The 18,392-nt window shown below is 74.5% G+C and carries 15 protein-coding genes and 1 pseudogene; 10 read left to right on the forward strand and 6 right to left on the reverse strand.

The window, feature by feature from the left end; genetic code table 11:
- Positions 1-438 (forward strand): annotated as a pseudogene (locus tag BU198_RS42015) (hypothetical protein); the annotation flags it as partial.
- A 32-nt stretch (positions 439-470) separates the two neighbouring features.
- Here BU198_RS42015 and BU198_RS11290 read toward each other — a convergent pair.
- Positions 471-935 carry a hypothetical protein gene (locus tag BU198_RS11290; RefSeq protein ID WP_188296709.1) on the reverse strand — a complete coding sequence of 155 codons (465 nt, stop codon included), beginning with the start codon at positions 933-935 and terminating at the stop codon, positions 471-473.
- A 135-nt stretch (positions 936-1,070) separates the two neighbouring features.
- On the opposite strand from BU198_RS11290, the gene BU198_RS43760 reads away from it, so the two are divergent.
- The 6 genes from BU198_RS43760 to BU198_RS11320 all read left to right on the forward strand — a co-directional run bounded on the left by BU198_RS43760 (position 1,071) and on the right by BU198_RS11320 (position 8,478).
- The gene (locus BU198_RS43760) at positions 1,071-2,030 is read left to right on the forward strand and encodes an ArsR family transcriptional regulator (RefSeq protein WP_188296710.1); all 960 of its coding nucleotides are present in this window, start codon (positions 1,071-1,073) and stop codon (positions 2,028-2,030) included.
- A gap of 181 nt (positions 2,031-2,211) precedes the next feature.
- On the forward strand, positions 2,212-3,207 hold the full coding sequence (locus BU198_RS11300) for an ATP-binding cassette domain-containing protein (protein WP_188296711.1): 996 nt from the start codon (positions 2,212-2,214) through the stop codon (positions 3,205-3,207).
- The gene (locus BU198_RS11305) at positions 3,204-4,052 is read left to right on the forward strand and encodes an ABC transporter permease (protein ID WP_188296712.1); all 849 of its coding nucleotides are present in this window, start codon (positions 3,204-3,206) and stop codon (positions 4,050-4,052) included. Before BU198_RS11300 ends, BU198_RS11305 begins: the two co-directional genes overlap by 4 nt.
- Positions 4,053-4,268: 216 nt before the next feature.
- On the forward strand, positions 4,269-5,600 hold the full coding sequence (locus BU198_RS11310; protein WP_188296724.1) for a sensor histidine kinase: 1,332 nt from the start codon (positions 4,269-4,271) through the stop codon (positions 5,598-5,600).
- Positions 5,597-6,274: a response regulator gene (locus tag BU198_RS11315; protein WP_188296713.1), complete on the forward strand. Its 678-nt coding sequence runs from the start codon at positions 5,597-5,599 to the stop codon at positions 6,272-6,274. Before BU198_RS11310 ends, BU198_RS11315 begins: the two co-directional genes overlap by 4 nt.
- Positions 6,275-6,420: 146 nt before the next feature.
- The gene (locus BU198_RS11320; RefSeq protein ID WP_188296714.1) at positions 6,421-8,478 is read left to right on the forward strand and encodes a GAF domain-containing sensor histidine kinase; all 2,058 of its coding nucleotides are present in this window, start codon (positions 6,421-6,423) and stop codon (positions 8,476-8,478) included.
- Between the two features lie 136 nt (positions 8,479-8,614).
- On the opposite strand, the gene BU198_RS11325 is transcribed toward BU198_RS11320, so the two are convergent.
- Positions 8,615-8,818 (reverse strand): hypothetical protein, encoded by a 204-nt coding sequence (locus BU198_RS11325; RefSeq protein WP_188296715.1) that lies wholly within the window; start codon positions 8,816-8,818, stop codon positions 8,615-8,617.
- Positions 8,819-9,166: 348 nt separating this feature from the next.
- Here BU198_RS11325 and BU198_RS11330 point away from each other — a divergent pair, with 348 nt between their 5' ends.
- On the forward strand, positions 9,167-9,784 hold the full coding sequence (locus BU198_RS11330; RefSeq protein WP_188296716.1) for a TetR-like C-terminal domain-containing protein: 618 nt from the start codon (positions 9,167-9,169) through the stop codon (positions 9,782-9,784).
- A 149-nt stretch (positions 9,785-9,933) separates the two neighbouring features.
- Here BU198_RS11330 and BU198_RS11335 read toward each other — a convergent pair whose 3' ends face one another.
- The 3 genes from BU198_RS11335 to BU198_RS11345 form a co-directional block, all read right to left on the reverse strand.
- Positions 9,934-11,298: an FAD-dependent oxidoreductase gene (locus tag BU198_RS11335; protein ID WP_188296717.1), complete on the reverse strand. Its 1,365-nt coding sequence runs from the start codon at positions 11,296-11,298 to the stop codon at positions 9,934-9,936.
- Between the two features lie 217 nt (positions 11,299-11,515).
- Positions 11,516-13,756, reverse strand: coding sequence for a glycoside hydrolase family 3 C-terminal domain-containing protein (locus BU198_RS11340; protein ID WP_188296718.1), 2,241 nt, complete (start codon positions 13,754-13,756; stop codon positions 11,516-11,518).
- 66 nt (positions 13,757-13,822) lie between these two features.
- The gene (locus BU198_RS11345) at positions 13,823-15,094 is read right to left on the reverse strand and encodes an MFS transporter (protein ID WP_188296719.1); all 1,272 of its coding nucleotides are present in this window, start codon (positions 15,092-15,094) and stop codon (positions 13,823-13,825) included.
- A 108-nt stretch (positions 15,095-15,202) separates the two neighbouring features.
- Here BU198_RS11345 and BU198_RS11350 point away from each other — a divergent pair, with 108 nt between their 5' ends.
- A complete protein-coding gene (locus BU198_RS11350; protein ID WP_188296720.1) occupies positions 15,203-15,880 on the forward strand; it encodes a TetR/AcrR family transcriptional regulator in 678 nt (225 codons plus the stop codon).
- On the opposite strand, the gene BU198_RS11355 is transcribed toward BU198_RS11350, so the two are convergent.
- Positions 15,873-16,460, reverse strand: a complete 588-nt coding sequence (locus BU198_RS11355; RefSeq protein WP_188296721.1) for a TetR/AcrR family transcriptional regulator — start codon at positions 16,458-16,460, stop codon at positions 15,873-15,875. The two genes, BU198_RS11350 and BU198_RS11355, sit on opposite strands and share 8 nt — an antisense overlap.
- A gap of 291 nt (positions 16,461-16,751) precedes the next feature.
- Here BU198_RS11355 and BU198_RS11360 point away from each other — a divergent pair.
- A partial coding sequence (locus BU198_RS11360; protein ID WP_188296722.1) for an FAD-binding dehydrogenase occupies positions 16,752-18,392 on the forward strand: 1,641 nt, incomplete at its 3' end.

An 18,392-nucleotide genomic window follows, 5' to 3' on the forward strand; every position in this document is an offset into this window, starting at 1 on the left:
CTCTGGCAGACCCTGGCCACCGACCCGCGCGTCCCCGGCCGGACGGTCCGCCGGGCCGTCCCACCGGAGCGCGAGCCCTTCCGGCCGCCGCACGTGGACCCCCGGGCCCCGCGGCCGACGCCCGAGCCGGGGACGGTGGTCCACGGTGTGGTGCTCTTCGACGCGGTGGCCCTCGGCGCGGAGGCGGTGTCGGTACTCCCCGTGCCACCGGACGGCGGGACCTCGGCGTTCGGCACCCTCACCGACCTGGGCGGCCCGCCGGACCCCTTCCAGCGGTTCTCGCAGCCGCACATGGCGCTGCCCGCCCTGCTCGGCGCGGCCGGACCGGACCCGCTGCGGGCCGCCGCCGACGCGGTCCACGCGGCGGTGGCGACGTACGGCGAGGACCACCGGACCCTGCTGGCGGAGGTCCGGGCCGTCCTGGCGGCGAAAGGCTGACCGCTCGGCGGGGCGGCATCACCGGCGGGCCTTCAGCAGGTGAACCTGGGCGACTGCACCGACCCGTAGCGCTGGTCGTTGTTGGTGATCCAGGTGTCGATCACCAGTGTGCCGCCGAGGGCGCAGTACAGGTGGTGGTTGAAGTACTGGTACGACCTGGTCGAGGTCAGGTCGCTGGCGTAGGTGGCGAGGATGCTCGGGTAGAAGTCGCTGATCGAGCCGTCGGCGTTGACCCGGGCGACGGCCTGCCAGACGCGCACCTGGGTGGTCGGCGTGCCGTACACGCCCACCGTCGCGGACATGCTGTTCGGCCCGAGGTCGTCGCCGTTCGCGCACGGCAGAAGCGAGACGCCGTACCCCACGGACACCGGCTGGTTGGCGCCGTTGACCATGCGGCAGCCACCGCCGCCGATCGTCACCGCCGAGGCGCTGTCGGCCGAGCCGAGGACCAGACCGAGGGCCGCTGTCGCGAGGGCGAGGTGCTTGAGCTTGCGCATGGAGGGACTTCCTCTCCTGTGGTGGACCGGGCGCCGCCACCCTCGTGGTTCCGGCGCCGGGTCACCAGCTGTTCGGTGCCCGGTCTAATAGTTCGGAACGGGCCCGCCGCGGGCCCGCCCGAGGCATCATCAGCTGTGCTCGAAATCGGCTTCGGGACGGCGGACCTGGCGCGGGTCAGGTTCGCCGTCTCTCCCATGGACCACGTGCTCGGCGGGGTGGCCGGCGCGCAGCACCACTGCGTCCGCGATTCGGTCGGCCGCGAGCGCTGGTGGCGCCGGGTGAAGGGCCGGGTTCCGCAGCGGGCCGCACCCCTGGTCGACCTGGTCAACGCGAGTCCGCTCGGTGTGCCGATGTTCCTGGCCGCCGAGCCCACCACTGTCCTCGCGGCCCTCGCGGACGAACTCGACGCCATGCTCGCGCTGCCCGAGGCCGAGGTTCAGCAGGAGCTCGCGTGCTACGGCTCGGGCCCTCGGGTGCCCCGCATCATCGAGGAGCTGCGCGACGGCGGCACCCGTCGGCTGCGCCGGGTCACCGACGCGGCCTGGACGCTGTTCCGGGCCTGCCTCGCCCCCGACTGGCCCGATATCAGCCGTGCTCTCGGAGCCGACATCGCCCACCGCTCGCGCACCATCGCCGAGGAGGGGACCGGCGCGATGCTGAACGGGCTCCATCCGGGCCTGAACTGGCGAGCCACGGGAACCCTGCGGTACGCCGGACCGGAGTGGGACCTCGCGTTCGACCTCGGCGGGCGGGGTCTGGAGCTGCGCCCGAGCCGGTTCCTGACCATGCCGACCGCGCTCCTCGCCGACCACAGGTCGCCGGTCCTGATGTACCCGGGCCTGGACCTCCGGGCCCGCGGCGCCGACGGGCTGGCCGGGCTGATCGGCGCGGCTCGCGCCCGGGCCCTGCGGGCGATCGCCGAGGAGCCCTGCACCACGGGCCGGCTGGCCGAACGGCTCGGTGTGTCCCCGCCGACCGCGTCCGTCCACGCCAGTGCCCTGCGCGAGGCCGGGGCCATCACCACCGAGCGCCGGGGGCGGCAGGTCCGGCACAGCCTCTCCCCGCTCGGACACCACCTCCTCTACGGAGGCTGACCAGGACGGTCCGGCGCCGCCTCCCGTCGGACCTGCCGCCGTGCCATGCCGGGGTGGTACCGCGGTACTACAGGCGCGTCGATGATCAGCCCCCGGTACCACGGATCGGAGTCGTCTCCGCACTTAGCGTGTAAGGCGAGGGCGGCCGGGACGGACCGGCCCCGGAGCACCGAGGTGAGCGATGATCGAAGCACACCAGCTGACGAAGCGGTACGGGGAGAAGACCGCCGTGGACCGGCTGGACTTCACGGTCCGGCCGGGGACGGTGACGGGCTTCCTCGGGCCGAACGGCGCGGGCAAGTCCACCACGATGCGGATGATCGTCGGGCTGGACGCGCCCACCGGCGGTTCGGTGCGGGTGAACGGCCGCCGCTACGCCGAGCACGCGGCGCCGCTGCAGGAGGTCGGCGCGTTGCTGGAGGCCAAGTCGATCCACCCGGGCCGCTCCGCCTTCAACCACCTGATGGTCCAGGCCCACACCCACGGCATCCCGCGCCGCCGGGTCGACGAGGTCGTCGAGCTGACCGGACTGTCGTCGGTGGCCCGCAAGCGTGCCGGGGCGTTCTCGCTCGGCATGGGCCAGCGGCTCGGCATCGCCTCGGCGCTGCTCGGCGATCCCGCCACGGTGATGCTGGACGAGCCGGTCAACGGCCTCGACCCCGAGGGCGTGCTGTGGATCCGCAACCTGCTCACCTCGCTCGCCGCCGAGGGCCGCACCGTCTTCGTGTCCTCGCACCTGATGAGCGAGATGGCCCTGGTCGCCGACCACCTGATCATCGTCGGACGGGGCCGGCTGCTGGCCGACACCACCGTGCAGGAGCTGGTCCGCCAGGCCGGCGGGGACGTGGTCAAGGTGGCCAGCGCCGATCCGGCCCGGCTGCGCACCGCGCTGGCCGGCCCCGGTGTGGAGGTCACCGGCCAGGCGGGCTCGGAGGAACTGCTGGTCGCCGGGCGCACCGCCCGCGAGATCGGTCTGGCGGCCGCCGAGCAGGGCATCGCCCTCTTCGAGCTCACCCCCCGGACGGTCTCCCTGGAGGAGGCGTTCATGGACCTGACCCGCGATGCCGTCGAGTACCACGGCATCACCACCGTCACCGCCACCACCGCCGAACCTGCCGCCACTGCGGCAACTGCCGCCACCGCCGTCGGCACCGAGAGCCCGAGGAGCGTGGCATGACCACCATCGCATCGAGCCGGACGTCCGCGTCCGCCGACCCGAGGCCGGCGCGTCCCGCGTACAAGGTGACGGCGCTGCGGGTGCTGCGCTCCGAGTGGGCGAAGCTGTGGTCGCTGCGCTCCACCTGGATCACGCTCGGGCTGGCCCTGCTCTTTCTGGTCGGCTTCGGGCTGATCGCCGCGTACCAGTTCAAGTCGCGGATGACCTCGGGCCGCCCGATGGACCGGGACTTCGCGGACGCGAGCACGCTGAGCCTCTCGCTGTTCGGCACCAACTTCGCCCAGCTGGCGCTCGGCGTCCTCGGCGTGCTGGTCGCCGCCGGGGAGTACTCGACCGGCATGATCCGCTCCACCCTGGCGGCCGTGCCGCGCCGACTGCCGGTGCTCTGGTCCAAGGCCGCCGTGTACGGGCTGATCGCGCTGGTGCTCGGCACCGTCGGGGCGTTCGCGGTCTTCACCGCCGACAGCGGAGTCCTCTCCGGGACGCGAGCGGCGATGACCCTCTCCGACACCGGGGTGGTGCGGGGCCTGGCGGGTGCCGGGCTCTACCTGGCGCTGGTCGGCGTGATCGGCGTCGCGCTCGGCGCGCTGCTGCGCTCGGTGGCCGGCGGCATCGCGGTGCTGGTGGCCACGCTGATGCTGGTCCCCGGGCTGACTTCGCTGCTGCCCAGCTCCTGGCAGAGCCATCTCAGCCCCTACCTGCCCAGCCACGCGGGCGAGGCGATGTTCGCCCTGCACCACGACTCGGCCACGCTCTCGCCGACGGCCGGCCTGGCCGTCTTCCTCGGCTGGACGGTCCTCGCCCTCGGCGCGGCGGCCGTTCGGCTGGTGCGCACCGACGCCTGAGAGACTCGGTACCGAGGAGATCCGCCGCGGCGCCGGGAGCAACCGGCGCCGCCCGCACGTCACGACGCCCGGACGACCAGGGAGGTGCCACCGGTGAGCGAGCACACCACCGCCCCGAGCCCGTTCGCGGCCGCCGGCCCAGCGGCCGCAGGCTCAGCGCCCGCCGGTCCAGCGCCTGCCGGTCCAGCGCCCGTCGACACGGCAGTCGCCGACACCCTGTCCGGTCACCCGCTGCTCGCCCGCCTGGCCCGGTTCAACCAGCGGCTGCGGCAGGCGGACCGTGACCACCCCTGGGCGCTCGACGCCGCGGTGGTGGTCGTCGCCTTCCTGCTGTTCTGCCTGCCCGACCTCCTCCCCGCCCACGTCGAGGGCGGGCCGCGCGAGCACCGGATCGTGCTCGCCCGGCTGCCGCTGCCGCAGACGCTTGCCCTGCAAGCGGGCCTGGTGCTGCCGCTGCTGTGGCGCCGCCGCCGGCCCACGGCGGCCTTCGCCGCGATCATGGCCGTGTTCGTCCTGCAGTGGTCGCTGGACGTCGGCCTGCGCGCCGACGCCGCCCTGCTGGTCGCCCTCTACAGCCTGGCGCTGCACGGTCGGCTGCGGCACCTGGCGTGGTCCTGCGCGGCCATGGCGGTGGCCGTCGCCCTGGTCGCGGTGGCCGTCTCCGGTGGCGGGCTGCCGGTCGGCGACGCGCTGTTCTTCCTGTTCAGCGCCGCGACGGCGGCCGTGGCCCTGGGCATCGCGGTGCGCGTCCGGCGCGCCCAGCTGGCCGGGCTGCGGGAGCGGGCCGCCCGGCTGGAGATCGAGCGCGACCAGCGCAGCCGGCTCGCCGCCGCCACCGAACGCACCCGGGTGGCCCGGGAGATGCACGACATCATCGGCCACAACCTGTCCGTCATCGTCACCCTGGCCGACGGCGGCGCGTACGCGGCGCAGGCCGCCCCCGAACGCGGCCGGGAGGCGCTGCTGCTGATCGGTGACACCAGCCGGCAGGCGCTCGGCGAGCTGCGGCGGATGCTCGGCGTGCTGCACGACCAGGGCGGCCAGGCAGCCGACTACACCCCGCAGCCCGGCATCGCCGACGTCGACGGGCTGTGCGCCCGGATCCGTGCCGCCGGCCCCCAGGTGGTGTACACGGCCGCCGGTGCGCTGGACCGGCTGGACCGCGGCGTCCAGCTGATGGCCTACCGCATCGTCCAGGAGGCGCTCACCAACACCCTCAAGCACGCCGGCCCCGAGGCCCGGGCACACGTGACCCTGACCGCCGACGCCGAGCGGCTGCGGGTACGCGTCGAGGACACCGGCCCGCCCGGCGGTTCCCGCTGGCACGGGCGCACGGAAGGGTACGGCCACGGCCTGGCCGGGATGCGCGAACGCGCGGCCCTGTACGGCGGCACCGTCACGGCGGGCCCCACCCCCGGCACGGGATGGACCGTCGAGGCCGTCCTGCACCTCACCCCAGACCCGGATCCAGGCCTCGACTCCGTCCCCGGCCCGGACTCCGTCCCCGGCCCGGTTTCCACCCCCGACCCGACAGGCGGCCCGACGTGACCACCGTCCTCATCGTGGACGACCAGCCCTTGCAGCGCTACGGCTTCCGCATGCTGCTGGAGAGCCAGCCCGACACCGAGGTGGTCGGCGAGGCGGCCCACGGCGGCGAGGCCGTCCGGCTGACCGCCGACCTGCGCCCCGACGTCGTCCTGATGGACATCCGGATGCCCGGCATGGACGGCATCGAGGCCACCCGCCACATCGTCGCCAGCGGCGGGCGCTCCCGCATCCTGGTGCTGACCACCTTCGACCTCGACGAGTACGCGCACGCCGCGCTGCGCGCCGGGGCCAGCGGCTTCCTGCTCAAGGACGTCCGCCCGGAGGAACTGCTGGCCGGCATCCGCGCGGTCTCCGAGGGCGACGCCGTGGTCGCCCCCGCGGTCACCCGGCGGCTGCTCGACGCCTACGCCCACCGCCTGCCGGTCCGCCCGCCGGGTGCCGCGCCCGCCGCGGACCCGCGGCTGGACGCCCTGACCGACCGCGAGCGGGAGATCCTGGTCGCCATTGCCCACGGCTGGTCCAACAGCGAGATCGCCCAGCGCCTGGTGCTGGCGGAGTCGACCGTCAAGACGCACGTCAGCCGGGTGCTGTCGAAGATCGCCGCCCGGGACCGCGTCCAGGCCGTGATCTTCGCCTACGACCGCGGCCTGACCCACCCCAACCCGCCGGTCTGACGGCCGGGCCGGCCGGTGGGCGCGGGCCGTCGTCGGGCCGCGGCACGCCTCCTGAGCCGGTCACGGGGCCGCTGCCTCATGCGTCCGGGACATCGGGTGGAGCAGTCTTCAACCATCCGGACTGGCCCGGTGACGAGAGGGCGGACATGGCTGCGGAGAGCGCGCGAGGAGCCTGGTGGCGGCCGCGGTCCGGACCTGCGGAGCGACAACTGACCGCGGCCGGGCTGTGCGCCCTCCTCTGCCTGGTGGCCGGCGGCCTGTGGGCCGGGTACGTGGTGAGCCACCTCGGCGTCGCCGGGATCTCCTCGCCCGCCCGCCTCCTGCCGGTGCTCGGCTACGGCCTGGCCGCCGTCGCCGGCGGGGTGCTGCTGCACGCCCACCGGCCCGGCAACCAGCTCGGCTGGGTGCTGCTCGTGTACGGGACGGCGCTGATCGTCCCGCTCGCCGCCCAGGCCCCGCTCTGGGTGGAGGGGGGAAGTCCGGGCGTGGTCGGGGCCATGGTGGTCCTGGTGTCGGCGGGCTACGCCGTCAGCGGCCCGCTGTGGCACGCGCTGCCGCTGTGGCTGCCGTACGGGACGCTGCCGAGCAGGCGGTGGTGGCTGGCGATCGGGGCCGTGGGCCTGTGGCGGCTGGCCCCGGCCAGTTACTCCTTCTCCGAACCCACCGTGTTCGGGCAGCCCAACCCGTTCGCCGGCAGTGCCTTCGCGAAGTGGCTGGGGGCCCTCAACGACCGGCTGTACGACGCCCAGCTCGCCGTGTTCGTCGCGCTGGCCGTCCTGGTGGTGCTGGTCCCGCTCGCCCGCATCCGCGGGGTGTCCGGGCGGCGCCGGCAGAACGTGCTGATCGCCCTCGGGGTGTACCTGCTGTGGGGCGGGGCCGAGTTCGGCGACTACTTCGACCAGAGCACGGTCTCGTACGTCGTGTTCGCACTCACCTCGGCGCTCTGGACGGTCACCCTGGCCGCCGTCGTGGTCAGGGACGGGTCCTGGCGGCTCGACCGGGCCGCCCGCCGGGTGCTGGTCGGCCTGCTGGTGGCCGCCGGGCTGGCCGTGGTGTTCGTGGTGGTGGCCTGCGTGCTCTCCACCATGCTGATGCCGGGCCACGGCCTCGGGGCGCTGACGGTGGTCGCCGCCGTCTTCCTGCTCGCGATCGGTCTGCCCCGGGGGGTGCGCTGGGCCTCCGGCGTCGTGGACCGCTGGTACTACGGCTCGCGCGCCCAGCCGTACCAGGTGCTGCGCAGCCTGGCGGGGAGGGTCAGCCAGACCGTCGACCCGCAGGAGGTGCCGGGCGTGCTGTGCCGCACCGTCGGCGACGAACTGCGGCTTCCTGGTGTGGAGTTGACCGTCTCCACCCGGGGTGGTGAACGGTCGCTGGCCGCCGTCGGGGAGCTCTCGGGCAGCGGCGAGGACTTCCCCCTGGTCCACCGCGGGGCCCGGATCGGACGGCTCACCGTCGCCCCGCGCGAGGGCCAGCGGGTGCTCGACCACAGCGACCGCGACATCCTGCGCTCGCTCGCCGACCAGGCCGCGCCCGCCGTCGCCTCGCTCCAGCTGACGGAGGACCTGCGGGCCAGCCGCGAGCAGATCGTCGCGGCCCGCGAGGAGGAGCGCCGCCAGCTGCGCCGCGACATCCACGACGGACTCGGCCCGATGCTGGCCGGGCTGCGACTGCGCCTCCAGGGAGCCGCCGCGGTGGACGACCCGACGCTCTACTCCAGCGTGCTGGACCGGGTCGCGGACGACCTCGCCTCGGCCGTCCGGGAGGTCCGGCGGATCACCGACCGGCTCGGGCCCACCGCGCTGGGCGACTACGGGCTGTCCCGCGCGCTCGGCCGGCTCGCCGAGACCTTCAGCGGCCCCGACCTCGTCGTCAGCACCCGGCTGGAGCCCGACCCGCTGCCGGCGCTGCCCGCCGCCGTCGAGGTCGCGGTCTACCGGATCACTGCGGAGGCGCTCAACAACGTGCTGCGCCACGCGCGGGCGAGCGGCGCCACGGTGGCCGTCCGGGTGGACGCCGGGCGGCTGGAACTCGACGTCGAGGACGACGGGACGGGCCCCGGCTACGGCCTTCCGGTGCAGCCGGGGGTGGGGCTGAGGTCGATGTCGGAGCGGGCCGCGGAGATCGGCGGCAGCTGCACGGTGGACGCCCTGGGGCACGGCACCCGGGTGCACGCGGTGCTGCCGCGCCGGCCCGCGGGCGGCTGAGCGGGCAGCGCCCGAACCACGGGGCGCCGCCAACCAGGCCCGAAGGTGTCAAGGCCCCCGGACAGGAAAGGCCCCCGGCGCGACGGGCGTCGGCCGGGGGCGGGGCGGGGCTCCGAGCGGAGCGGCGGAGAGAGGGTCAACAACGGTCCGGAGGTGTGCAGCGCCTGGCGCTGAGCTCGGCGGGGGCGACGCCCGCACTGGGCTCGGGGAGCGGTCGCGCTCCCTCGGCGCCCGCGAGCAGGCATCGGCACGCCCGGATGGCAGCGCCGGCGCTCACCGCGGCGAAGGCCGCGGCGGCACCGGCGGCCGCCAGTGCCGTACTGGCCTTTTTGTCGGTCATGGGGTCCTCCACGAGGGCTTCCGCAGGCCTTTCCGCTTCGACCTGCTCCTCCATGCCACCGCCTGTGCCGCCCCAGCCGCATGGGGCGATTGTCCTGTCCCGGTCCTGTTGTGATGCGAACACCGGATCGGGTCGGACCGGATCGGGTCGGATCGGGTCGGATCGTGCGGAACCCGGACGGTAACCGGAACGGGTTCGTTCACTAACATCGAAAGTGGCCCCCGGCGATGTCCGTGAGATAGGAAATACATTCACCACCGCGCGCCCGGTCCGGGATTTCCCGGAGATCGCGGGCGAATGCGTGGCACGACGGGATCGAGGAAGGGCGACGGAAGAAGGTGCGCAACCATGACCGCTGAGACGGATGCCGGGCACGGACCGGCGTCGGGCGCCCCGCTGCGGCGGCGCGGCGAGGCGCTGGAGAGCGCCATCTACGAGGCGGTCCTCCAGCAGCTCACCACCGACGGCTACGCCCGGCTGACCATGGAGGGGGTGGCCGCCGCCGCGCAGACCGGCAAGGCCGCGCTCTACCGCCGCTGGTCCTCCAAGGAGGAACTGGTCAAGGACGCGCTGCGGGCCAGCCTGCCGCCGTCCGGCCCGGCCCCCGACACCGGCAGCCTGCGCGGGGACCTGCTGGAGGTGGTCACCAGGCTGCGCGGCGCGATGTTCAGCGAGCTGGGCGCCGCGGTGCGGGCCGTCATGAGCGAACTCGACAACCAGCGGGCGCACGCCTTCGTCGAGATCGTGCTGGAGCGGGTTGTCGAGCCGACGACGGCGCTGATCGCCGAGGTGCTGGACCGCGGCACCACGCGCGGCGAGGTCCGCCAGGGGGCGGTCACCCCGCTGGTGACCGACCTGGTGCCGGCGCTGATGCTGTACCGGATCAAGCTGTGCGGCGGGGACCCGGTGCAGCTCGATCCGGCGGAGATCGTGGACGAGCTGCTGCTGCCGATCGTCCGCCCCTGACGGGGGCACCCCGGGGGTGCGGTGGGACGATCAGCGGCGGCCACCGGATTTCCCGGTGTCATCGCCGGCCGAAATCCCGCGGGTTCGGTTCCGGAGGGAATTCCCGCGGGATTCGGCGCGTCGGCGGAGGGAGTCCGGGCCGTGCCGGCTCAGGACCCGCTGTGGCGGAGCATCTCCTCGCGCTCGACAACCTTGACCCGCTCGCGCTGCTCGGCCTCGCCGAGCGCGCGCTCGTGGGTGTCCAGCTGCTTCCAGCCCTCCCAGGTGGTGAAGCGGACGCCCTGGGCGCGCAGGTGCTCCTCGACCGCGGCCGGGTCGGGCTCGACGGCGCCGGGCAGCCGGTCGGCGGCGTGGTCGTCCAGCAGGCAGGCGATGGTCTCGTTGGCGTCGCCCTTGGTGTGGCCGATCAGGCCGACCGGGCCGCGCTTGATCCAGCCGGTGACGTAGGTGGCGGTCCGGTGCGCGCCGTCGCCGTCCAGGACCCGGCCGGCCTGGTGCGGGACGGTGCCGGAGGCCGGGTCGAAGGGCAGCTTGGGCAGCTCGTCGGAGTAGTAGCCGACCGCGCGGTAGACCGACTGCACGTCCCAGTCGGTGAAGCCGCCGGTGCCGCGCACGTTGCCGGTGCCGTCCAGCTCGGTGCGCTCGGTGCGCAGGCCGACCACCCGGCCGTCCTCGCCGAGGACCTCCACCGGGGACTCGAAGAAGTGCAGGTACACCCGGTGCGGGCGGTCGCCGACGTCGCGGATCGCCCAGTTCTCCAGGGTGGAGGCGACCAGGTCGACGTGCTTGACCGAGCGGCGCTCGGCGATCGAGCCCTCGTCGTAGTCGATGTCCTCGGGGGCGACGATCACCTCGATGGTGGGGGAGTGGTCCAGCTCGCGCAGCTCCATCGGGCTGAACTTGGCCTGGGCCGGGCCGCGGCGGCCGAAGACGTGCACCTCGACGGCCCGGTTGCGGCGCAGGCCCTCGTACACGTTCGGCGGGATCTCGGTGGGCAGCAGCTCGTCGGCGGTCTTGGCGAGGATCCGGGCGACGTCCAGGGCGACGTTTCCGACGCCGAGCACGGCGACCTTCTCGGCCTCCAGCGGCCAGGTGCGGGGCACGTCCGGGTGGCCGTCGTACCAGGAGACGAAGTCGGCGGCGCCGTAGGAGCCGTCGAGGTGGATGCCGGGTATGTCCAGTGCGCGGTCGGCCATCGCGCCGGTCGAGAACACCACGGCGTCGTAGAAGCGGTGCAGGTCGTCCAGGGCGAGGTCGGCCGGGTAGTCGACGTTGCCGAAGAGCCGGACCTGGGGCTTGTCGAGCACCTGGTGCAGGGCCGTGACGATGCCCTTGATGCGCGGGTGGTCGGGGGCGACGCCGTAGCGGATCAGACCGAACGGGGCGGGCATCCGCTCGAACAGGTCGATCGAGACGCCGGGCGCCTGGGCGGCGTCGGACTTCAGCAGGGCGTCGGCGGCGTAGATGCCGGCGGGGCCGGCTCCGACGATCGCGACACGGATCGGGCGGGGCATGACGGATGGTCCTCCGGTCGGGCGCGGCGCAAGGTGGTCTGAACCTTTGTAGCAAACCGCACGGCTGACCTGCGAAGTAGGTCGCGTTGATCTATGGGGTCATAGAGATGACCTATGGCCTCGGGACCGGTCCCGGCGGCTGCCGGGACCGGCCCGGGGGCCTGGGGGGACCGGCCTGCGGGCGCCCAGCGAGGTCCGCGCGCCCGCAGGGTGGCCGCTACCGGTCCTCGCGTTCCGCTGCCGCGGCGACCAGGGCGCGGACGTGGTCCGGGGTGACACCGAGGCCGAAGCCGGTGAACTTCCGCAGGGGCACCTGGGCGGCGGCCTCCAGGAGCCGGGCGTCGCTGTCGGCCAGGGTAGTGGCGAACGGGAGCGAGGCCAGGTGTTCGGTGAGGAGGGCGGCACCGGTCGGGTGGGCCAGCCACTCGCCGAGGGAGGACATCTCGGTCAGCGGGTCGAGGATCTCGTCGCCGGGCGTCCACAGCGGGGTGCGCAGCCGGATGTCGCGGGAGGAGGCGCCCACCTCGACGGTGAAGGCGCCGGGATCGACGCGCCAGCCGCCGCGGGCCGTCGACCACCGGGCGAGGTCGCGGCCGGTGAGCCGGAACTCGGCCCGGTCCGACCGCCCCGGCTCCAGCCGGAGCTTGGCGAAGCCGCGCAGCTCGTGGCGCGGCCGGGTCGGCCGCGGCTCGTCGAAGGCGAGGTAGAGCTGGACCACTTCGGCGCCGGCGCGGGAGCCGGTGTTGGTGACGGTGGCGCGGACGGTCCAGGCGTTCTCCCCGGTCTGCTCCACGTCCAGGTCGTCGTACCGGAAGGTGGTGTAGCTCAGCCCGTGCCCGAAGGGGTAGGCGACGGGGAGGTCCAGGGTGTCGTAGTGGCGGTAGCCGACGTAGCGGCCCTCGCCGTACACGCTGTGCCCGTCCTGCCCGGGGAAGTGCAGGTGGGAGGGCGTGTCCCGGAGCCGGAGCGGGATGGACTCGGTGAGCTTGCCGGACGGGCTGTGCGCGCCGAACAGCAGGTCCGCCAGGGCGCTGCCGCCGGCCTGGCCGCCGAGCCAGGCCTCCAGGACGGCCGTCGCGTCGTGCTGCCAGTCGGCGACCGTCACCACCGAGCCGTTGGCCAGGACGACCGCGACCCGGGGGCAGACGGCGGCCACGTGCCGCAGCAGCGCGAGCTGCGCGGCGGGCAGGTCGAGGTCGGTGCGGTCCAGGCCCTCCGTCTCGGCGCTGTCGGGGAGGCCGAGGAACAGCAGCGCGGTGTCGGCCTCGGCGGCGAGGGCCACCGCCTCCGCGGCCATGGCGGCGTCGGGGGTGCCGTCCAGGGTGAAGCCGGGGGCGAAGGCCAGCGTGACCTCCGGGCCGGCCTGGGCGCGGAGCGCGTCCCAGGCGGTGTCGAGCCTGGTGGGGGTGACCCGGGAGCTGCCGTGGCCCTGGTAGCGGGGGGTGCGGGCGAACTCGCCGATCACGGCGATCCGTTGACGGGAGTGCGGGTCGAGCGGCAGCAGCCCGTCGTCGTTCTTGAGCAGCACGGCGCCGGAGCGAGCGGCCTCGCGGGCCAGTTCGTGGTGGGCGTCGGCGTCCCAGGCGGCGAGGTGCTCGGCCCGGTCCACCCGGTCGCGCAGCCGCAGCACGCGCTCGGCCGCGGTGGCGACGGCGGAGGCCGCCAGCCGGCCCTCCTCGACGGCGGTGACGATCTCCTGGTCGGTGCCGGTCGGAGGCATCTCCAGGTCGAGCCCGGCGGCCAGGGCGGCGACCCGGTCGTTGACGGCGCCCCAGTCGGACATCACCAGGCCGTCGAAGCCCCACTCCTCGCGCAGCACCCCGGTCAGCAGGCCGCGGTGGCGGCTCGCGTGGACACCGTTGACGCGGTTGTAGGAGCACATCACGGTGTACGGCCGGGCCTCGCGGACGATGTGTTCGAAGGCGGGCAGGTACAGCTCGCGCAGCGTCCGCTCGTCCACGTCCGCGCTGACGCGCATCCGGTCCGTCTCCTGGTTGTTGACGGCGAAGTGCTTGACGCAGGCGCCGATCCCGAGGGACTGGATGCCGGTGACGACCGCGGCGCCCATCCTTCCGCTCACGTGCGGGTCCTCGGAGAGGTACTCGAAGTTGCGGCCGCACAGCGGGCTGCGCTTGATGTTGACGCCGGGCCCGAGGATGACGTCGACCCCGAAGGCGGACGCCTCCCGGGCGAGGGCCGCGCCCACCCGGTGCGCGAGGCCGGTGTCCCAGGTGGAGCCGAGGGTGACGGCGGGCGGGAAACAGGTGGCGGGCAGGCTGGCGGCGAGGAAGGAGACGCCGGGGCCGTCCCCGGCGGGGCGGCGGATACCGTGCGGCCCGTCGGAGAGGGTGAGCGCGCGGACCGCGTCGCGTACCGGGGTGGTGGTCCAGGCGGTCGCGCCCGAGGTGAGCGAGGCCTGTTCGGCGAGGCTCAGTGCGGAAACCCGGTCGGAGGTCATGGTGGTCCTGTTCTCGCGCTGGGGGATGAGGGGTGGGATGGAGATCGGGGATGGCGGCGGCGGCCGTCAGCGGACGCGGCGTACGGGCAGGATGGCCAGGCCGCCGCCCAGGGTGACGGCGATGGCGAGCACGAACAGGGCGGAGTACCCGAACGCGGGCACGACCGCCCCGGCGACGATCGGCGCCAGCACCTGGGGCACGGTGTTGGCGAGGTTGAGGAACCCGAGGTCCTTGGCGCGGCTGTGCGCGTTCGGCAGGATCTCGGAGACGATCGCCTGGTCGACGGCGATGAGGCAGCCGAAGCCCAGCGAGGCCAGGACGGTGAAGAGGAGGAAGGACCACAGCGCGGGCGCCACGGTGAGCGGGACGAGCCCGACGGCGGCGAGCGCAGAGGCGGCGAGGACGAACGGCTTCCGGCGCCGCACCCGGTCCGACAGCGGCCCGGACACCGCCACCGCCGCGCCGGCGGCCACGGCGATGATCAGCCCGCCGATGGTGACGACCGTGCCCGCCTCCCGGGTGGACAGGCCCAAGTGGTCGGTCAGTACGAACAGTTGGTAGACCAGTACGAGGTGGATGCCAAGCATCGCCAGCAGCCGGCTGATCAGCGCCCAGAAGTAGTCGGCGTCCCGGGGCGGGAGCAGCGAGCGCAGCAGGCCGGCGCGGTTCGGTCCGGCGGCGGCGACGTCAGGGGCGTCGTCGAGGTTCGACCGGTCGGGGGCGAACCGGACGAAGGCCAGGGCGCCGAGGACGGCGAGCCAGGGCAGCCAGCGCAGCCCCTGCTCCGGGTGGGTCACCAGGAGGCCGCCCGCCACCGCTCCCAGGCCCTGGCCGAGCAGTTGGCCCAGGCCCGCCCAGGAGGAGGCCCAGCCGAGCCGCTCGGCGGGGACCCGGTCCGGCAGCACCGCGTACAGCGCGGCGAGCATGGCGTTGAGGCCGGTCTGGAAGCAGACGGTGAGTGCGAGGAGCGCGGCGAAGCCGCCGGCGGCGGACATCGCGGAGACGGACAGCGCGTAGGCGACGGCGCCCGCCAGGATCCACGGGTTGCGCCGGCCGTGGCGGGAACGGGTGCGGTCGGAGAGGAAGCCGAAGACGACCACGGCGAGGGTGGAACTGAGGGCTCCGGCCGTGGCGGCGGCGCTGTAGTGGGCGAGTTTGGTGTCCGGGTCGATGCGTTCGAACAGCGCCTGGAGCAGGGTCCAGCCCGCGGTGACCGGCAGCATCCAGCCGAGGTGGGCGATGCCCAGCAGCGGGCCGAGACGGGGTACGGGGGGCGGGGGCACGGGTGGCCCGGCCGCGTCCGCGGGTGGGGCGAGGTGGGTGGGGGCGGGGCGCACGGACGGCTCCTTTGCCGTGGCTGTGGGGGTGCGGTCACCATAGCCCTGAAAACCTTGATGCTCAATGTTTTGGTGCCGGGGCCCGCCGGGCGCTCGTAGAATCCGCTCATGACCAAGCCCAGGGGCCCCTACGCCAAGACCTCGGCGAAGCGCCGGCAGATCATCGACGCGGCCCTCGCCGCGTACGCGGAGGCGGGCAGCCGCAAGGTGTCGGTGCGGGACATCGCCCAGCGCGTCGGGATGACCGACGCCGGGGTGCTGCACCACTTCGGCGGGCGGGAGGCGCTGCTCACCGCGGTCCTCGCCGCCAGGGACGAGGCCGCCGCGGAGCGCTACGGCGCGCTGGAGGAGCGCAGCGCCGAGGAGAACCTGAGCATCCTGGCCGCCAACGCCTCGACGCCCGGCCTGGTCAAGCTCTTCGTGGACCTGGCCGCCGCCGCCGCCGAGCCGGAGCACCCGGCCCACGACTACTTCGGCGACCGGTACGACCGCCACCGTCGTCAGCTGGCCGCGCAACTCGCCGGAGCGGCGCCCGCCGTGGGGCCGGATGCCGAAGGGCCGGATGCCGAAGCCGTGGGCAGCGAGCGGCCGGACGCCGAAGGAGCGGGCGCCGAGGCGCAGGAGCGGGCGGCGTGGGCGGCCCGCATCCTCATCGCCGCGGCGGACGGGCTCCAGCTCCAGTGGCTGCTCGACCCGCGGATCGACATGGCCGACGACATCCGCCGGCTCGCCGACGCACTGCTGGACCGGCCGGCCGGCCGCCCCGGGGACCGCCCGGTCAGCTGACCGGGCCGAGCAGCGCCCGCCACCCGCGCCGGACCAGCTGCGGCACGTCCACCGACGGGTCGTTCAGCCACTGCAACTGCGCCCCCTCGACGAGGGCCAGGAAGGCGGCGGCCGTGAAGTCCGCGTCGAGACCGGCGTCCACCGCGCCGTCCGCCTGCCGGGCCTCCAGGTGGTCGCGTACGGCCGCGCGGAACCGCCCGAACCGCTCACGGAAGTACGCGTGGGCGGGGTGCCCGGGGTCCAGCGCGGCGGCGGCGAGGTGGACGTACAGCCGGGCCCGCGCCGGGTCGGCCACGTTGGCCGCCATGGCCTGGGCCATGAACTCGCCGGGATCGGCGTCCCCCGCGAGCGCGTCCCAGCGCAGCGCCGCCCGCTCGTCGGTGCTGCGCAGCACCTCGGTGAGCAGCTCGTCCTTGGACGCGAAGTGGTGCATGAGCCCGGTCAGGCTCACCCCGCTCTCCCGGGCGATCGCCCGCAGGGACGTCCCGCGCTCGCCCTCGCGGGCGAACACCTCGAACGCCGCCGCCAGGGCGCGGTCACGCTGGGCCCGTCCCTTGGGCGTCGAGCTGCGGTTGGCCATCCGGGAAGTCTAGGGCCCCGCCCGGTGACCCCTCGGGAGGTCTTGTCGCGAAAAACCGAACGCTGTACTGTTCCGGTCACCCGTCCGCCCCGAAGCACGACGGCGGAGCCGCGGCCCACCCGCCGGGACGGCATCACGAGGGCCGGGACGGCCTTCGGCACGGCGGCAGAGCGCCGTGGCCGGCCGCCTTCGGCAGCCTGACCTCCCCCGTCCCGACGGCCGCCGGCCGGGCCCGCGCCCACCCGCCCGCGCTCGCGCCGAGCCCGGGACGGCACCGACCCGAGGACATCCATGGACACTGACACCATCATCGTCGGCGCCGGCCTGGCCGGACTCGCCGCCGCCCACGAACTCACCTCCCGCGGACGCAAGGTGATCCTGGTCGACCAGGAGAACGCCGCCAACCTCGGCGGCCAGGCCTGGTGGTCCTTCGGCGGCCTGTTCCTGGTGGACTCACCGGAGCAGCGCCGGATGCGCGTCAAGGACTCCCTCGACCTCGCCTGGAACGACTGGCAGGGCAGCGCGCAGTTCGACCGCAGGGACGACCAGGACCTCTGGGCGGTGCGCTGGGCCCGTGCGTACGTCGAGTTCGCCGCCGGGGAGAAGCGCTCCTGGCTGGCCGGGCACGGGCTGCGCTTCCTGCCCACCGTCGGCTGGGCCGAACGCGGCGACCTCAGGGCCGACGGGCACGGCAACTCCGTCCCCCGCTTCCACGTCACCTGGGGTACCGGCACCGGCGTGGTCGAGCCCTTCGCCCGGTACGCCCGGCAGGCCGCCGCCGACGGGCTGCTGACCTTCCGCCACCGCCACCGCGTCGACGAACTCGTCGTCACCGACGGTGCGGTGACCGGCGTACGGGGCCGGGTGCTGGCCGCGGACGACTCGGCACGCGGCGTGGCCACCACCCGCGAGGAGACCGGGGACTTCGAACTCACCGCCCAGGCCGTCGTGGTGGCCGCGGGCGGCATCGGCGCCGACCACGACCTGGTCCGTGCCCACTGGCCCGCCCGCCTGGGCACACCGCCCCGGCGCATGGTCACCGGCGTCCCCGCCCACGTCGACGGGCGGATGCTCGGCATCAGCGCCGACGCCGGGGCGCGGCTGGTCAACAGCGACCGGATGTGGCACTACACCGAGGGCCTGCACAACTGGAACCCCGTCTGGCCCGGTCACGGCATCCGGATCCTGCCCGGCCCCTCCTCGATGTGGTTCGACGCCCTCGGCCGCCGGCTGCCCGAGCCCTGCCTGCCCGGCTACGACACCCTGGGGACCCTGCGCCACCTGCGCACCGCCCCCGGGCTGGCCGGGTACGACCACTCCTGGTTCGTCCTCACCCAGAAGATCATCGAGAAGGAGTTCGCGCTCTCCGGCTCCGAGCAGAACCCCGACATCACCGCCGGGGACCGCCGCGCCTTCGTGCGCGAGCGCCTGCTCGGCAAGGGCGCGCCCGCCCCGGTCGAGGCGTTCAAGCGGTACGGCGAGGACTTCGTGGTCGCCGCCACGGTGGAGGAACTGGTCGCGAAGATGAACGCGCTGACCGACACCCCGCTGCTGGACGCCGCGGTGGTGCGCCGCCAGATCGAGGCCCGCGACCGGCAACTGGCCAACCCCTACAGCAAGGACGCCCAGGTGCAGGGCATCCACAACTCCCGCCGCTACCTGGGCGACCGCCTCGGCCGCACCGCCGCCCCGCACCGGCTGCTCGACCCGGCCGCGGGCCCGCTGATCGGCGTCAGGCTGCACGTGGTCACCCGCAAGACGCTCGGCGGCATCCAGACCGACCTCTCCTCCCGCGCGCTCGGCGCCGACGGCACGCCGGTGCCGGGGCTCTACGCGGTGGGGGAGGCGGCCGGGTTCGGCGGCGGCGGCCTGCACGGCTACAACGCGCTGGAGGGCACCTTCCTCGGCGGCTGCCTGTTCTCCGGCCGGGTG

It is taken from the genome of Streptomyces sp. CBMA156, assembly GCF_014596515.1.
Lineage (GTDB): Bacteria > Actinomycetota > Actinomycetes > Streptomycetales > Streptomycetaceae > Kitasatospora.

What these genes read in the sequence shown, in the direction of transcription:
- BU198_RS11305 (WP_188296712.1), top strand. Translation starts at nt 3,204, where the DNA reads ATGACCACCATCGCATCGAGCCGGACGTCCGCGTCCGCCGACCCGAGG.
- BU198_RS11300 (WP_188296711.1), top strand. Translation starts at nt 2,212, where the DNA reads ATGATCGAAGCACACCAGCTGACGAAGCGGTACGGGGAGAAGACCGCC.
- BU198_RS11340 (WP_188296718.1), bottom strand. Translation starts at nt 13,756, where the DNA reads ATGACCTCCGACCGGGTTTCCGCACTGAGCCTCGCCGAACAGGCCTCG.
- BU198_RS11290 (WP_188296709.1), bottom strand. Translation starts at nt 935, where the DNA reads ATGCGCAAGCTCAAGCACCTCGCCCTCGCGACAGCGGCCCTCGGTCTG.
- BU198_RS11335 (WP_188296717.1), bottom strand. Translation starts at nt 11,298, where the DNA reads ATGCCCCGCCCGATCCGTGTCGCGATCGTCGGAGCCGGCCCCGCCGGC.
- BU198_RS11350 (WP_188296720.1), top strand. Translation starts at nt 15,203, where the DNA reads ATGACCAAGCCCAGGGGCCCCTACGCCAAGACCTCGGCGAAGCGCCGG.
- BU198_RS11330 (WP_188296716.1), top strand. Translation starts at nt 9,167, where the DNA reads ATGACCGCTGAGACGGATGCCGGGCACGGACCGGCGTCGGGCGCCCCG.
- BU198_RS11320 (WP_188296714.1), top strand. Translation starts at nt 6,421, where the DNA reads ATGGCTGCGGAGAGCGCGCGAGGAGCCTGGTGGCGGCCGCGGTCCGGA.
- BU198_RS11325 (WP_188296715.1), bottom strand. Translation starts at nt 8,818, where the DNA reads ATGACCGACAAAAAGGCCAGTACGGCACTGGCGGCCGCCGGTGCCGCC.
- BU198_RS11355 (WP_188296721.1), bottom strand. Translation starts at nt 16,460, where the DNA reads ATGGCCAACCGCAGCTCGACGCCCAAGGGACGGGCCCAGCGTGACCGC.